This is a genomic window from Herbiconiux sp. A18JL235 (assembly GCF_040939305.1).
Lineage (GTDB): Bacteria > Actinomycetota > Actinomycetes > Actinomycetales > Microbacteriaceae > Herbiconiux.
Map to the genome: position 1 here is coordinate 2,161,135 of NZ_CP162511.1, position 15,067 is coordinate 2,176,201.

Sequence of the window (15,067 nt, forward strand, 5' to 3'; positions counted from 1 at the left end):
TGTGCTCAGCGTAAGTGACCTGGCGATCCGGGTGGGCGCACGTACCCTCATGGAGGACGTGTCGTTCCGGGTCGGCTCGGGCGACAAGGTGGGGCTCGTCGGCCGCAACGGCGCCGGCAAGACCACCCTCACCAAGGTGCTCGCCGGCGACCTGCTGCCCTCCGAAGGTTCGGTGCAGCGCAGCGGCGAGCTCGGCTACCTGCCGCAGGACCCCCGCTCGGGCGACCCCGAAGAACTCGCTCGCACCCGCATCCTCAACGCCCGCGGGCTCGGCTCGCTGCTGCTCGGCATGCAGGAGTCGTCGATGGCCATGGGCTCCGACGACGAGAAGGTCGCCGCCGCGGCCATGAAGAAGTACGGCAACCTCACCGAGCGCTTCGACGCGCTCGGCGGGTACGCCGCCGAGGCGGAGGCCGCCTCGATCGCGAGCAACCTCAGCCTTCCCGACCGCATCCTCGACCAGCCGTTGAAGACCCTCTCGGGCGGCCAGCGCCGCCGTATCGAGCTGGCGCGCATCCTGTTCTCCGACGCCGAGACCCTCATCCTCGACGAGCCCACGAACCATCTCGACGCCGACAGCGTGGTGTGGCTGCGCGAGTTCCTGAAGAGCTACAGCGGCGGCTTCATCGTGATCTCGCACGACATCGAGCTGGTGGGCGAGACGGTGAACCGCGTGTTCTACCTCGACGCCAACCGCCAGGTGATCGACGTGTACAACATGAACTGGCGCAATTACCTCAAGCAGCGCGAAGCGGATGAGGAGCGCCGCAAGAAGGAGCGCGTCAACGTCGAGAAGAAGGCCACGCAGCTGCAGCTGCAGGCGGCCCGCTTCGGTGCCAAGGCCTCCAAGGCCGCTGCTGCCCACCAGATGGTGGCCCGTGCCGAGAAGATGCTCTCCGGGCTCGAAGAGGTGCGCGCCGTCGACCGCGTGGCGAAGCTGCGCTTCCCGACGCCGGCCGCCTGCGGCCGCACCCCTCTCATGGCGTCGAACCTCTCGAAGAGCTACGGATCGCTCGAGATCTTCACCGCCGTCGACCTCGCCATCGACCGCGGGTCGAAGGTCGTCGTGCTGGGCCTGAACGGTGCCGGCAAGACGACCCTCCTGCGCATCCTCGGCGGGGTCGACAAGCCCGACACGGGTCAGCTCGAGCCGGGTCACGGCCTGCGCATCGGCTACTACGCCCAGGAGCACGAGACCATCGACGTGAAGCGCTCGGTGCTCGAGAACATGGTGTCGGCCTCACCGAACCTCACCGAGACCGAGGCGCGTCGGGTGCTCGGCTCCTTCCTGTTCACCGGAGACGACTCGCACAAGCCGGCGGGCGTGCTCTCCGGTGGCGAGAAGACGAGGCTCGCGCTCGCCATGATCGTCGTGAGCGGCGCGAACGTTCTGCTGCTCGACGAGCCGACCAACAACCTCGACCCGGCGAGCCGCGAAGAGATCCTGGATGCGCTGGCCCATTACGAGGGCGCGGTCGTGCTGGTGAGTCACGACGAGGGAGCGGTCGAGGCGCTGAACCCCGAGCGGGTGCTCATCCTGCCCGACGGGGTGGAGGACCACTGGAACAAGGATTACGCGGAGCTGATCAGCCTGGCGTAGCCTGCAGCAGGCCTGCCGGCTGAGGCCTACGAGTTGTCGAGGATCTCGTCCTCGATCTGCGCGTCCGTGCGCTTGGCCCGGCGCTTGCGCTCGCGTTCGGCGGCGCGCTCCTGCTCCTCGGGGTCGTCTTCGTTCGCCCGGCGGTACTCCTGACGGATGATGTAGCCGAGCCCCACGAAACCGAGCAGCCCGAAGCAGAACCACTGGAAGGTGTACGACAGGTGGGCGCCCTCGTCGGGCTGCGGCTTCGGCATCGCCATCGGCCGCTCGGCGGGGGCCGGGTCTTCAGACGCCAGCAACCCGTAGGCCGCGGTGAACACGGGGCGGCCGATCTGCTCGGCCACCACCGGGAGCTCGATGCTCGCCAGCTGTCCGTTCTCGAGGTCGCCCGACCCGAACTGGGGCTCACCCGCCTTCAGGCGCACCACGATCGACACCGTCCCCTCGGGAGCCGGCGGGATCGCATCCGGGAGATTCTGCTGCTGGCCGGTGGGCACCCATCCGCGATCCACGACGAAGACGTCGCCGTTGCCGAGCTCGAACGGCACCAGCACGTCGAAGCCGACGTCTCCGCCGAGCGGGCGGTTGCGCACGAGCAGCTGGTCGTCGGTGAGGTACCGGCCGGTGGCCTCGACAGTGAGCCACTCCTGCGACTCGTCGTAGGAGTCGAGGCCGGGCAACGCCTCGGTGAGCGGGGTCGGAACGGCGTCGTAGTTCGACTCGACACGGTTGATCTCGGCGACCGCCTCGTCGCGGCGGGCGAGCTGCCACATCGCGAGCAAGACGCAGACGATCGCGAACACCACGGTGAGGGCGAGGTAACCTGCCCAGCGTCGGTGCAGCAGGAAGCGCCAACCCATCAGAGCGCGCCTTCAGCCGGCGCGGGTGCGGAGCCGGGCACTGAGCCCGCGACCGCCAGCACCTCGAGCGGGAAGTCGCGCGCGCCGAGGAACTCGCGGAGGAAGTCGACATGCTCGTCGCAGGCCAGCCACACCTTGCGGCGCGACTCGTCGTGGATCTTCGGGTTGCGCCATTCGATGCGCCACGACGCGGCGGCGCGGCAACCCGCCCTGGAGCACTCCTCGGCGGCGGGTTCGAGGCCGAGTGAGATCACTCCCGCGGCCCCCGCTCGTTCTCGCGCCCCACGCCGGGTGGGGGCACCTGCGGCCGGTACACCTCGATGGCGCTCGGGCGCTCGGCCCTGTTCACCCAGGAGGTGCCCACATTCGCCACGACGACCGCGAAGTACGGCAGCAGGATGGCCCCGGCGGCGAGGAAGACGACGGCCCACCACTCGTGGATGAAGAAGATCAGCACGAGGCAGGTGACACGGATGGCCATGATCACGAGGTACTTGGTCATGCGACTGCGCCGCTCGTCGTCGGGCGACGGCGGGAGACTCGTGACCGACTGGTTCCGCTGCTTCATGATCACCTCTAGCCTACGCTTCGCGAACTGCTCCTAAGCTGGTATCCGTCTGTTCATCGCCCAGTCAGGAGCCCCACCGCGTGACCACCACGACCACCCCCCGCACCGTTGTCATCACCGGAGGAAACCGTGGCATCGGCTACGCCATCGCCGAGGAGTTCGTGGCCCAGGGCCACCGCGTGGCCGTGACCTCACGCTCGGGGTCGGGCGGGCCGGAGGGCGCACTGACCGTGAAGGGCGACGTCAACGACACGGAGTCGATCGACGCGGCATTCGACGCCGTCGAGAAGGAGCTCGGCCCGGTCGAGGTCGTCGTCGCGAACGCCGGCGTCACCCGCGACACGCTGCTCCTGCGCATGACCGAGAGCGACTTCACCGAGGTGATCGACACGAACCTCACGGGTGCGTTCCGGGTCGTCAAGCGCGCCTCGAAGGGGATGCTCAAGGCCCGTTTCGGTCGCGTGGTGCTCATCTCGAGCGTCGTGGGCCTCTACGGCTCGCCCGGCCAGATCAACTACAGCTCCTCGAAGGCCGCGCTCGTGGGCTTCGCCCGATCGCTCACCCGCGAGCTCGGCGGGCGCGGCATCACCGCGAACGTCGTCGCGCCCGGCTTCATCGAGACCGACATGACCGCCGAACTGCCCGAGGCGCAGCAGTCCGAGTACAAGAAGAACATCCCCGCCGCCCGCTACGGCACCGCCGCCGAAGTCGCCAAGGCCGTCGCCTGGCTCGCCTCCGACGACGCCGCCTACATCTCCGGCGCCGTCATCCCCGTCGACGGCGGCCTCGGCATGGGGCACTAGGGCACGGATGGTCGCACGGTGGGGGTGGGTTTCGCCATCCGCCTAGGGGTCGAGCGGAGCTCGAAGGCGGCGGAGGTCGGAACCCACCCCCACCGTGCTCAGCCGCGCAGACCCAGGAGGGGGAGGAGCTGGGAGAGGTCGCGGACGTTCATGATGACGTCGGCGTTCTCCCGCACCTTCGGGCGGGCGTGGAAGGCGACCGAGAGTCCCGCGACCTCCATCATGCGGAGGTCGTTGGCTCCGTCACCGACCGCAACGGTGCGGGAGAGGGGGATGGCGGCGGATGCTGCCCACTCGATGAGTGCATCCGCTTTGCTCTGCGGGTCGATGATGGGGCCGGAGACCTCGCCCGTGAGGCGGCCGCCGCGCACCCCCAGCCGGTTGGCGCGCCAGTGGTCGAGGCCGAGCTGCTCGGCGAGCGGGTCGAGCACCTCGTGGAACCCGCCCGAGACCACACCGACCAGGCCGTCGTGGGCGTGCAGGGCCGAGATCATCTCCGGCACGCCGGCCGTGACGGTGATGGCGGAGCGCACCTCGTCGAACGCCGTCGCCGGGAGACCCTCGAGAAGGGCGACGCGGGCCTCGAGGCTCTGGGCGAAGTCGAGATCGCCGCGCATGGCGCGCTCGGTGATCTCGGCGACCTCGGCGTGGCAGCCGGCGAGATCGCCGAGCATCTCGATGACCTCGTTCTCGATGAGCGTCGAGTCGACGTCGAGCACGACGAGCAGGCGCGTGTCGGGGTGAGTCTCGTGCTGACTCGGGGTGGGTTCGACCTCGGTCAGCACGTCATGACTCATGGCTCTACGCGTTCTCCCTTGCCGACGACGGTGATGCCGGAATCGGTCACCGTGAAGCCCCGCTCGCGGTCTCGCTCGGCGTCGACGCCGATCTGGGCACCGGCCATCACGACCACGTTCTTGTCAAGGATAGCGCGGCGCACCACAGCATCCGGTTCGATGTGAACCCGGTCGAACAGCACCGACTGCTGCACGAGCGCGCCGGAGTCGACGGTGGTCCAGGGGCCGACGACGCTGCCCTCGACGCGTGCGCCCGAGATCAGGCAGCCGAGCGACACGATCGACTCGACGGTGACGCCCGGGTTGCCCTTGCTGTCGCGCACGAACTTCGCGGGCGGCGAGTTGAGGGCCTGGGTGTAGATGGGCCAGCGCTCGTTGTAGAGGTTGAACACCGGCAGCGCCGAGATGAGGTCTTGGTGCGCGTCGTAGAACGAGTCGATCGTTCCCACGTCGCGCCAGTAATAGCGATCACGGTCGGTGGAGCCGGGCACGTCGTTGCGGTTGAGGTCGTAGACGGCGGCGTTGCCGGACGTGACGAAGTCGGGGATGATGTCGCCGCCCATGTCATGGCTCGACTCGGGCCGCTCGCCATCGCGGATGACGGCGTCGATGAGCTGCTGGGCATCGAAGACGTAGTTGCCCATCGAGGCGAGCACCTCGCCGGGGGAGTCGGCGAGACCGACCGCGTTCTTCGGCTTCTCGAGGAACTCCGAGATGCGGGTGGGGTCGTCGCCCTGGGTCTGGATGACGCCGAACTGGTCGGCGAGCTCGATGGGCTGACGGATGGCGGCCACCGTGGCCCCCGCGCCCGAGGCGATGTGCGCCTCGATCATCTGCTCGAAGTCCATGCGGTAGACGTGGTCGGCGCCGACCACGACGACGATGTCGGGGTTCTCATCGCGGATGAGGTTGAGCGACTGCAGGATGGCGTCGGCCGAGCCGCTGAACCAGCGCTTGCCGAGCCGCTGCTGCGCAGGCACCGAGGCGATGTAGGAGTTGAGCAGCCCGTTGAGGTGCCAGGTCTGCGAGACGTGGCGGTCGAGCGAGTGCGACTTGTACTGGGTGAGCACCACGATCTGCTGCAGCCCGGAATTCACGAGGTTCGACAGCGCGAAGTCGATGAGCCGGTAGCCTCCACCGAACGGCACACCCGGCTTCGCCCGGTCGGCCGTGAGCGGCATGAGGCGCTTGCCCTCGCCGCCGGCGAGAACGATGCCGAAGATCTTCTTTGAGGCTGCCATAGCCCTAACCCTAATGAGGTTTCGGCCGGTCTGTACTACGGTTCGAGCATGCGAGTCGACGTCATCACCAGAGAGTATCCGCCGGAGGTCTACGGGGGTGCCGGCGTGCACGTCGCCGAGCTCGTGAAGGGGCTGCGTGAGCACCTCGACGTGGCAGTGCGCTGCTTCGGTGCGCCGCGTGACGAGCCGGGCGTGTTCGCCTACGGGGTGCCCGCCGAGCTGGCCGGCGCGAACCCCAGTCTCACCACCCTGGGCGTCGACCTGCAGATCGCCGAGGCCACAGCCGGCACCTCCCTGGTGCATTCGCACACCTGGTACGCCAACGCGGCAGGCAGGCTCTCGTCGCTCCTGCACGGCGTGCCCCACGTGGTGACCGCGCACTCCCTCGAGCCCTTGCGGCCGTGGAAGGCCGAGCAGCTGGGCGGCGGCTACCGCATCTCGTCGCAGATCGAGAAAGACGCCTTCGAGACGGCGGATGCGGTGATCGCCGTCTCCCACGGCATGCGTCGCGACATCCTCCGCTCCTACCCCGCGCTCGACGAGTCGAAGGTCACGGTGGTCTACAACGGCATCGACCTGGCGCGCTGGAAGCCGAACGACGACGCCTCCGTGCTGGAGCGTCTCGGCATCGACCCGTCGCGCCTCACCGTGGTGTTCGTGGGTCGCATCACCCGCCAGAAGGGACTGCCGTATCTGCTCGAGGCGATCGCCCAGCTACCGGCAGAGGTGCAGGTCGTGCTCTGCGCGGGCGCTCCCGACACCCCCGCGATCATGGAGGAGGTCAGCTCGGCGGTGCGCGAGCTGCAGCAGACCCGCACGGGCGTCGTCTGGGTCGAGGAGATCCTGCCGCAGCACGAGCTCACCGCCGTGCTCACCGCGGCAACCGTGTTCGTCTGCCCCTCGGTGTACGAGCCGCTCGGCATCGTGAATCTCGAGGCGATGGCCTGCGGGCTCCCCGTCGTGGGCACCGCGACCGGCGGAATCCCCGAGGTCGTCGACGACGGCGTCACCGGGCTGCTCGTGCCGATCGACCAGCTGCAGGACGGCACGGGAACCCCCACCGACCCCGACCGCTTCGTCGCCGACCTCGCCCGGGCGCTCACCGAGGTCGTCACCGACCCCGATCGTGCGGCCGAGATGGGGCGGGCGGGTCGCGCCCGCGCGGAGGCCGAGTTCAGCTGGGCGGCGATCGCGGCCCAGACCGCCGAGATCTACCGCACACTCGTCGATTAGATTCCGCCGAACCGGGAGCCGCGGTGCATTCGCACTCCCGCGGTTGACTAGGCTTGGAGCATGCCCACTGTGCTCGATCTCGAAGACGTTTCCGTTGTCCGCGATGGCACCACCATCATCCGGGATGTGCACTGGAGGGTCGAGGGCGATCAGCGCTGGGTGGTGCTCGGGCCGAACGGCGCCGGCAAGACCACGCTGCTGCAGATCGCCGCGGCGATGAGCCACCCCTCGGGCGGCTCGGTGCAGGTTCTCGACGGGCGGCTGGGCGAGGTCGACCTGTTCGAGTTGCGTCCCCGCGTGGGTTTCGCGTCGAGCGCGATGGCCCGCCGCTTCCCGGCGAACGAGACCGTGCTGAACGTCGTGCTCACGGCCGCCTACTCGGTGACCGGGCGCTGGAACGAGGCCTACGAGGAGATCGACGAGCGCCGCGCGCAGCGCGTGCTGAGCGAGTGGAAGCTCGACCACCTCGCCGACCGCCTGTTCGGGTCGCTCAGCGACGGCGAGCAGAAGCGTGTGCAGATCGCCCGCTCGGTGATGACCGACCCTGAGCTGCTGCTGCTCGACGAGCCGGCCGCGTCGCTCGATCTCGGGGCCCGTGAGGAGCTGCTGACGCTGCTCGGGGGATACGCCTCGGCGCCCGAGGCACCCGCGATCGTCATGGTCACGCACCACGTCGAGGAGATCCCGGTGGGCTTCACCCACGCCCTGCTGCTCGGCCGGGGCGGCATCGTCGCCCAGGGCCCGCTCGGCGAGGTGCTCACCTCCGAGCGTCTCGAGGAGACCTTCGGGCTGCCGATCGCGCTCACCGAGACCGACGGGCGTTTCGTAGCTCGCGCCGCCTGAGGTGCTCTGCTAAACTTTCTAGCTGGCCCGCTCGTCGCGGCCGAAGTTTTCACCGAATCCCCCATCGAAGAGCAGTACTCAAGGACACCACTATGAAGACCGACATCCACCCCACCTACGAAGCAGTGGTTTTCCGCGACCTCGCCTCGGGCGCGACCTTCCTCACCCGCTCCACCGTGTCGTCGTCGAAGACGATCGAGTGGGAAGACGGCAACACCTACCCCGTCATCGACGTCGAGATCTCGTCGGAGTCGCACCCGTTCTACACGGGCAAGCAGCGCATCCTCGACTCGGCCGGCCGCGTCGAGAAGTTCAACAGCCGCTACAAGGGCTTCGGCGGCAGCAAGTAATCTCTGCGTCCGCTCTCACGGAGCGGTTCAGAAGACCCCATCGGCGTCGGCCGGTGGGGTCTTCTGCGTGCGCCGGTCTCCCGATGCCACACTGGGTGTCGTGAGTTCGCACCACGACTACCCAGCCGATCTGTCAGCTCTGCCGCAGACGGACTGGGCCGGATTTCTGGCGAAGAATTCGGGTCTGCCCGGGCCCCGGGCGAACCTCACGCTCGCCCAGGCGGTGGCCGATCGGGCAGACGAGCGGATGCTGCACTCGCTCAGCGAGAGCGCCGACGAGTACGAGGCGCTCTGCGGAACGATCGGGTTGGGGCGCCTGCTCGCCGAGGCGGTGGCGGCTCCGGGAATGACCGCAGCGGATGTCGCGGGTCTGCCGCTCGCCCGGCGCCTCAGCGAAGCGGCGATCGATGGGCGGTGGCGGGTGCGCGAGGGCGTGGCACTGGCGCTCCAGCGCCTGGGCGACGCCGATCGCGTCGCGTTCTGGGTGGTGCTGACGGCGTGGCTCGACGAGAGCGCCGGCTCGTCGGAGCTCGCTGATTCTGTCGCTGACACTTCCCGCACCGCTTTCACCGCTGGTCCCGCTCCCGCTGCCGATCCCGCACTCGCTGCCGATCCCGCTCTCGCTGCCGATCCCGCTCTCGCTGCCGATCCCGCTCTCGCTGCCGATCCCGTTGCCGCTGCCGACCCTGGTCCCGCTGCCGATCCCGATCCCGCTCTCGCTGCCGATCCCGCTCTCGCTGCCGATCCCGTTCCCGCTGCCGATCCCGTTCCCGCTGCGGCATCCGCTCGCGCTTCGGCTCCCGACCGGTTGTTGCGTGCCCGCGCTGTCGCCGCGGCGGTGGCCGAGCCACGACTGGTGAAAGAGCACGGCGACGCTGTGCGCGCGGTCGGTCTACTCGACGCCTGCACGGCCGTGCTGCTCGGTGTCGCGCCCGAGCGGAGGCGGGCCGACCCGCGATCGGCCGAGACGGCGCGCGTACTCCGGCAGACCCTCGGCTACGCCTTCAGCGTCACCGCGGCCTCCGCCCCTGACGAGACCTTCGCCGCGCTCGAGCGATGGTCGTCGTCGTCAGCGGCCGACGCGCGCTGGATCGTGCGCGAGAACCTTCGCAAGGTGCGCCTCCTGCGTGCCGACCCGCCCCGCGCATCCGCCCTCACCGCCCGCCTCGCAGCCGAGTAGGCCGCCGCGTCAGCGTCGGCATCAGCGTCGCTGGTGCGCGTCCTCCGCCAAGGACCGCCTCGCGCACGCGCCCTCACCGCCCGCCTCGCAGCCGATTGAGCAGCCGCGCCCACGGACGCGGCGGCGGGGAGCTTGCGTGTTGCCGGGGGAGTCGCGGCTCAGCGCGCGGGCGCAGCGGCCGCGGTGGCGGGTGCCGGCGCCGTCGCAGGGGCGGGAACCTCGGGCCAGCCGCGGCGGGCGGTGAAGGAGGGGTCGCGGGTGGTGCGCATGTAGTCTTCGAAGGAGTCGCACTGGGCGTCGTGCCACGCGATCTGGGCGGTGTGCAACTCGGCGGCGGTGAGCGCCAGCTCGGTGCCGTGGCGAAGGCCGAGGGCTTGGGCGACGCGGCCTGCGGCGATGGCGTCGGCGCCGGCGTCGTGGGCGTCGGTGAGATCGACACCGTAGACGGAGGCGGTGACCTCGAGCGTGCGCTTGCCCTTGCGGTAGCGGTCGACCTGCTTGTCGATGACCAGCGGGTCGATGACGGGGAACGGGCCGACGAGCGGCGCCACGCCGTGACGCACGGCCTCCCGTGCGAGCAGGGTGAGGTCGTAGGGGGCGTTGTAGATGACGAGCGCGTAGCCGTCTTCGAGCGCTGTGCGCAGCTCGTCGACGATCTCGCCCACCACCTCGGCGGCCGGGCGGCCCTCGGCGCGCGCCCGCGCCGTGGCGACACCGTGCACCGCGGTCGCCTGAAGCGGGATCTCGACGCCGGGGTCGGCGAGCCAGTCGCGACGCCGGGTGACGACGCCGCTCGCGTCGAGCCGACTCACGTTCGCTGTGACGACCCGGCTGGTCTCGACGTCGATGCCCGTCGTCTCGAGGTCGAACACGGCGAGCCGCTCGGCCCACGAGGGGAGGGGGCTGAGCAGCACCTCGGCCGTCTCGAACAGCGCAGGCTGCAGCACCACGACGGGCGCGGCCTTCGGCTTCGGCGGAGCCTCCGGTTCGGCCGGGAGGTCGAACAGGGGGACGTCAACGATCTCCATCGCGCCAGTCTGCCCGACACCACCGTCACCGGCCGTGACCGACACCCGGCACCCGCGGACTTCTCGACCTCGCCCGTACGCCCATGGAGACGGCGAGCGGCACGCTCGCTCAGTCGCGCCCGACGTGCAACCAGTAGAACGTCTGCGTGCCGAAGGTGAGCGTCACGCGCCCCTCCTCGTCGAACGCGGGGAACTCGCCATGGCCGAACAGGTCATAGAGCTTGCGCCCCGCGAACTGCGGTGCCGTCACCGTCGCCGACGTGGGGTTGTGCGCGAAGTTGAACACGCACACCACGTCCTCCGGCCCGTCGCCGAAGACATCGCCCGAGCCCTCATAGGAGCGCACGAACGCCATCACCGACTCGTGGTCGGTGGAGAGCACCTCCATGGTGCCGAGCCCGAAGGTCGGATGCGCCTTCCGCACGTGGATGACGTTGCGGATCCAGTGCAGAAGCGACCGCGATTGCGCCAGCTGCGACTCCACGTTCACCAGCGTGTAGTTGTACACCAGCGACTGCACGACCGGGAGGAACAGCTTGCCCGGGTCTGCGGTGGAGAACCCGGCGTTGCGGTCGGGCGTCCACTGCATCGGCGTGCGCGAGGAGTCACGGTCGGGCAGCCAGATGTTGTCGCCCATGCCGATCTCGTCGCCGTAGTAGAGGAACGGCGAGCCCGGCAGCGCGAACAGCAGCGCGTGGATGAGCTCGAGCTCGGCCCGCGAGTTGTCGAGCAGCGGCGCCAGCCGCCGCCTGATGCCGATGTTCGAGCGCATCCGGGGGTCGTAGGCGTACCAGCCGTACATCGCCTGCCGGTACTCCTCCGACACCATCTCGAGGGTCAGCTCGTCGTGGTTGCGGAGGAACACGCCCCAGGCGGCCGACGACGGGATCTGAGTCGTCTCCGACAGCACCCGGATGAGCTCGTCGGCCTTCTGCGACCGCAGCGAGTAGTAGATGCGCGGCATGACGGGGAAGTCGAAGGCCATGTGGCACTCCGGCTCCTCCTCGGTGCCGAAGAACGCAGCGACCTCACGAGGCCACTGGTTCGCCTCGGCCACGAGCATGCGCCCCGGGTAGTCGGTGTCGATCATCTCGCGCAGCTTCACGATGAACTCGTGCGTCTTCGGCTCGCCCTCCCCGTTGCCCTCGTCACTCTCGTAGAGGTAAGGGATGGCGTCGAGCCTGATGCCGTCGACCCCCATGTCGAGCCAGAACCGCACCGTGTCGAAGATCGCCTCGTGCACGGCAGGGTTCTCGAAGTTGAGGTCGGGCTGGTGCGAGAAGAAGCGGTGCCAGAAGAACTGGCGGCGCACCGGGTCGAAGGTCCAGTTCGACTCCTCGGTGTCGACGAAGATGATGCGGATGTTCTCGTACTTCTCGTCGGTGTCGCTCCACACGTAGAAGTCGCCGTAGGGCCCGTCGGGGTCTTCGCGCGACTGCTGGAACCACTCGTGCTGGTCGGAGGTGTGGTTGAGTGGGAAGTCGATGAGGATGCGCATGTTGCGCTCGTGCGCCTTGGTCACCAGGTCGCGGAACTCCTCGACCGTGCCGTAGTCGGGCAGCACCGCCTTGAAGTCGGAGACGTCGTAGCCGCCGTCGCGCATCGGCGACTGGTAGAACGGCGGCAGCCACAGGGCGTCGATGCCGAGCCACTGCAGGTAGTCGAGCTTGGAGATGAGCCCGGCGATGTCGCCGAACCCGTCGCCGTTGGAGTCGACGAAGGAGCGGATCATCACCTCGTAGAAGACCGACCGCTTGTACCACTGCGTGTCGAGGGTGAGACCGGGCTGCTGGATGGGGGCGGTGAAGCTCACAGGGGTTCCCTTCGGAAACTCGGAAACGTCGGTCAGCGCGTTCTGACCTCAACGCTAGTCCTCCCGGCCGTGACCGCCACCGTATGCTGGTCGGGATGACCGTCGCCTCGCCTTACGCCGTCGAACTCGCCCGTCTGCCGGTGACCACGCGCACCCTCGCCCTCGCCGGGAGCAGCACCCGCGTGTGGGAGTACGGGGCGGCCGGTGCCGACGCCACGGCCAGGGCCGACGCCGACACCGTGCTCGTCGTGGTGCACGGCTTCCGCGGAGACCACCACGGCCTCGAACCCGTCATCGCGCAGCTCGGCGCCCCCAGGGAGTCCGCAGCCGCCCGGCGCCGCATCGTCGCCCCCGACCTCCCCGGTTTCGGAGACTCCGGCCCGCTCAGCGCAGGCCACGACGTCGACGGGTACGTCGAGTGGCTCCGGGAGCTCGTCGATCGCGTGCGGGAGGAGTCGCCGCGCGCTCGCCTGGTCGTCGTCGGCCACTCCTTCGGCTCCATCGTCTCGTCGGCAGCCCTCGCCGGCGGCCTCGAGGTCGACGACGCCGTGCTCATCAACCCCATCTCGGCCCCCGCCCTGAAGGGCCCCAAAGGCCTCATGACGCGCCTCGCGATCTTCTACTACTGGTTCTCGGCGGCCGTGCCCGAGAAGCTCGGCTTCGCTCTGCTGCGGAGCGGGCTCGTGGTGCGCATCGTGAGCATCACGATGTCGCGCACGAAAGATCGGCAGCTGCTGCGCTGGATCCACGACCAGCACTCCCGCTATTTCTCGGCCTTCGCCAGCCGGGCAGTGGTGCTCGACGCCTTCCGCGGATCGGTGAGCCACGACGTCAGCGAGTATGCGGCACGGGTCACCGTGCCGACGCTGCTCATCGCCGCCGACGACGACGACATCACCCCGCTCGCCGCCCAGTACGAGGTGGAGCGCGCCATGCCCGACGCCCGCCTCGTGGTGCTCGAGAACGTCGGCCACCTGATCCACTACGAACGCCCGGTCGAGGCCGCCGATGCGATCGAGGCCTTCCTCGCCGAAGAGCGCCCGGCATGAGACTCGCCTTCGACTGCCGCTACACCCGCATCGGCCGGCACGACGGCATCAGCCGGTACACCGCCGGGGTGGTGACCGCCCTCGCCGAGCTGCAGCGCGGATCCACGGCCCCGTTCGAGCTGACCATGATCATCAGCGACGAGCGGCAGCTCGAGATGCTGCCCGAGCTGCCCTGGGTGAAGGTGTCGGGCCCGACCAGCGTGCTCGAGCCGCTGGTGGCCCTGCAGGTGAACCGCGCCGCGGCCCCCGATGCCGTCATCAGCCCGATGCAGACGATGGGCACGCTCGGCCGTCGCTACCGCCTGGCGCTCACCGTGCACGACCTCATCTACTACTCCAACCCCACGCCTCCGCACGACCTGCCTGCCTTCGTGCGCATCCTGTGGCGGCTCTACCACAAGGCCTGGTGGCCCCAGAGGATGCTGCTCAACAGGGCGGATGCGGTGGTCACCGTCTCGCACACCACCGAGGCCCTCATCGAGAGCCACCACCTCACCACACGGCCCGTCGTGGTGGCGCGGAACGCCGCCGAGCTCCCCGGCCGCGCCGTCGCCGCCGCGGCCGCCACCGGCGCCGAGACCCGCGCCGCCTCGAAGACGCTGCTCTACATGGGCTCGTTCATGCCCTACAAGAACGTCGAGACGCTCGTGCGCGCCGTCGGCGAGCTGCCGGGCTTCGAGCTGCACCTGCTCAGCCGGGCGACGGATGCCGACAAGACCCGTCTGCGGGCGATCGACCCCTCGGCACGCCTGGTCTTCCACGACGGGGTGAGCGACGAGGAATACCACGAGCTGCTGCAGCGGGCCACGGCACTCGTGACGGCCTCGCTCGACGAGGGGTTCGGCATCCCCCTGGTGGAGTCGATGGGGTTCGGTACGCCGGTGGTGGTGAGTGAGATCCCGGTGTTCCACGAGATCGGGCAGGACGCTGCCCTGTACGCACCGCCCCGCGACCCCGCCGCGTTCGCGCGGCAGATCGCCCGCCTCGAAGATCCGGAGGAGTGGCGTCGCCGGTCGCTCGCCTCGCGGCAGGTCGCCGAAGGCTTCAGCTGGGAAGCGTCAGCTCGAGCGCTAGCGGAGCTCGTGAGCGGATGGACGGGTCGAGCGCCACGCCGTTGAACTCGGCCAGCGAGAGATGCCCGTCGTCGAGCACGAAGTCGTGGGCCGAGCCGTTGGCGATGAGCTGACCCTGCTCGGGGAGAGCCTTCTCGGTGATGTAGCGCACGAGCGAGCCGATCACGCCGCCGTGGGAGACCACGATGAGCGCCTGGCCGGGGTGCTCCTCCGCGAGCATCTCGAGCGCGGGAAGCACGCGCCGCACGACGGCGGTGCGCGACTCGCGGCCGGGCACCGGGGCCGTGGGGTCGGGGAAGCGGGCGCGGATCTCCTCGGCGTTCAAGCCCTCGACCTCGCCGTAGCTGCGCTCCGCCAGGGCGGCGACGATCTCGGGTTCGCCGAGTCCGGCGATGCCGGCGATGATCTCGGCGGTCTCCTTGGCGCGCGACAAAGGGCTCGCGACGATGCCGTCCCACTGCCGCTCGGCGAGCACCGCACCGGTCTCCCTGGCCTGCTCGCGCCCGGTCTCGTTGAGGGGTACGTCGGTGGCACCCTGAATGCGCTTGTCGAAGTTCCAGTCGGTCTGGCCGTGCCGCACGAAGGTGAAGGTAGTCATCGCGTCCATCCTAGGCGGAGCCCCACCCAGC

At 69.4% G+C, this 15,067-nt stretch carries 16 protein-coding genes; 8 read left to right on the forward strand and 8 right to left on the reverse strand.

All coding sequences use genetic code 11. The features are described 5' to 3' along the window. Position 1: 1 nt before the first annotated feature. Positions 2-1,600 (forward strand): ABC-F family ATP-binding cassette domain-containing protein, encoded by a 1,599-nt coding sequence (locus ABFY20_RS10025; RefSeq protein ID WP_171704807.1) that lies wholly within the window; start codon positions 2-4, stop codon positions 1,598-1,600. 26 nt (positions 1,601-1,626) lie between these two features. Here the strand turns inward: ABFY20_RS10025 and ABFY20_RS10030 are convergent, their stop codons facing one another. From ABFY20_RS10030 to ABFY20_RS10040, 3 genes are read right to left on the reverse strand one after another with little or no spacing between them, the layout of a single operon-like run. Continuing rightward, a complete protein-coding gene (locus ABFY20_RS10030) occupies positions 1,627-2,460 on the reverse strand; it encodes an SURF1 family protein (RefSeq protein ID WP_368496111.1) in 834 nt (277 codons plus the stop codon). Beyond that, positions 2,460-2,714: a hypothetical protein gene (locus ABFY20_RS10035; RefSeq protein ID WP_368496112.1), complete on the reverse strand. Its 255-nt coding sequence runs from the start codon at positions 2,712-2,714 to the stop codon at positions 2,460-2,462. Before ABFY20_RS10035 ends, ABFY20_RS10030 begins: the two co-directional genes overlap by 1 nt. Then, positions 2,711-3,028: a DUF3099 domain-containing protein gene (locus ABFY20_RS10040; protein WP_368496113.1), complete on the reverse strand. Its 318-nt coding sequence runs from the start codon at positions 3,026-3,028 to the stop codon at positions 2,711-2,713. Before ABFY20_RS10040 ends, ABFY20_RS10035 begins: the two co-directional genes overlap by 4 nt. 80 nt (positions 3,029-3,108) lie before the next feature. Here ABFY20_RS10040 and fabG point away from each other — a divergent pair, with 80 nt between their 5' ends. Beyond that, on the forward strand, positions 3,109-3,831 hold the full coding sequence (fabG, locus tag ABFY20_RS10045) for a 3-oxoacyl-ACP reductase FabG (RefSeq protein ID WP_368496114.1): 723 nt from the start codon (positions 3,109-3,111) through the stop codon (positions 3,829-3,831). A 98-nt stretch (positions 3,832-3,929) separates the two neighbouring features. Here fabG and serB read toward each other — a convergent pair whose 3' ends face one another. Both serB and ABFY20_RS10055 read right to left on the reverse strand, forming a co-directional pair. Continuing rightward, positions 3,930-4,628 carry a phosphoserine phosphatase SerB gene (gene serB / locus ABFY20_RS10050; RefSeq protein WP_368496115.1) on the reverse strand — a complete coding sequence of 233 codons (699 nt, stop codon included), beginning with the start codon at positions 4,626-4,628 and terminating at the stop codon, positions 3,930-3,932. Beyond that, complete coding sequence (locus tag ABFY20_RS10055; RefSeq protein ID WP_368496116.1) at positions 4,625-5,869, reverse strand: glucose-1-phosphate adenylyltransferase; 1,245 nt, start codon at positions 5,867-5,869, stop codon at positions 4,625-4,627. The genes serB and ABFY20_RS10055 overlap by 4 nt, the downstream gene beginning before the upstream one ends. Before the next feature lie 48 nt (positions 5,870-5,917). Here ABFY20_RS10055 and glgA point away from each other — a divergent pair, with 48 nt between their 5' ends. The 4 genes from glgA (at position 5,918) to ABFY20_RS10075 (ending at position 9,475) form a co-directional block, all read left to right on the forward strand. Beyond that, on the forward strand, positions 5,918-7,102 hold the full coding sequence (gene glgA / locus ABFY20_RS10060; RefSeq protein ID WP_368496117.1) for a glycogen synthase: 1,185 nt from the start codon (positions 5,918-5,920) through the stop codon (positions 7,100-7,102). Between the two features lie 60 nt (positions 7,103-7,162). Beyond that, entirely contained in the window at positions 7,163-7,945 is a 783-nt protein-coding gene (locus ABFY20_RS10065) for an ABC transporter ATP-binding protein (RefSeq protein WP_368496118.1), read from the forward strand. 92 nt (positions 7,946-8,037) lie between these two features. Further along, on the forward strand, positions 8,038-8,295 hold the full coding sequence (locus ABFY20_RS10070; RefSeq protein ID WP_171704799.1) for a type B 50S ribosomal protein L31: 258 nt from the start codon (positions 8,038-8,040) through the stop codon (positions 8,293-8,295). Positions 8,296-8,395: 100 nt separating this feature from the next. Continuing rightward, on the forward strand, positions 8,396-9,475 hold the full coding sequence (locus ABFY20_RS10075) for a hypothetical protein (protein WP_368496119.1): 1,080 nt from the start codon (positions 8,396-8,398) through the stop codon (positions 9,473-9,475). 158 nt (positions 9,476-9,633) lie between these two features. Here ABFY20_RS10075 and ABFY20_RS10080 read toward each other — a convergent pair whose 3' ends face one another. Both ABFY20_RS10080 and treS read right to left on the reverse strand, forming a co-directional pair. After that, positions 9,634-10,503: an exonuclease domain-containing protein gene (locus ABFY20_RS10080; protein ID WP_368496120.1), complete on the reverse strand. Its 870-nt coding sequence runs from the start codon at positions 10,501-10,503 to the stop codon at positions 9,634-9,636. A gap of 109 nt (positions 10,504-10,612) precedes the next feature. Further along, complete coding sequence (gene treS, locus ABFY20_RS10085; protein ID WP_368496121.1) at positions 10,613-12,316, reverse strand: maltose alpha-D-glucosyltransferase; 1,704 nt, start codon at positions 12,314-12,316, stop codon at positions 10,613-10,615. 95 nt (positions 12,317-12,411) lie between these two features. On the opposite strand from treS, the gene ABFY20_RS10090 reads away from it, so the two are divergent. Beyond that, the gene (locus tag ABFY20_RS10090) at positions 12,412-13,365 is read left to right on the forward strand and encodes an alpha/beta fold hydrolase (RefSeq protein ID WP_368496122.1); all 954 of its coding nucleotides are present in this window, start codon (positions 12,412-12,414) and stop codon (positions 13,363-13,365) included. Then, positions 13,362-14,483: a glycosyltransferase family 4 protein gene (locus ABFY20_RS10095; protein ID WP_368496123.1), complete on the forward strand. Its 1,122-nt coding sequence runs from the start codon at positions 13,362-13,364 to the stop codon at positions 14,481-14,483. Before ABFY20_RS10090 ends, ABFY20_RS10095 begins: the two co-directional genes overlap by 4 nt. On the opposite strand, the gene ABFY20_RS10100 is transcribed toward ABFY20_RS10095, so the two are convergent. Further along, positions 14,410-15,036, reverse strand: a complete 627-nt coding sequence (locus ABFY20_RS10100; RefSeq protein WP_368496124.1) for a histidine phosphatase family protein — start codon at positions 15,034-15,036, stop codon at positions 14,410-14,412. The two genes, ABFY20_RS10095 and ABFY20_RS10100, sit on opposite strands and share 74 nt — an antisense overlap. Positions 15,037-15,067 lie beyond the last annotated feature (31 nt).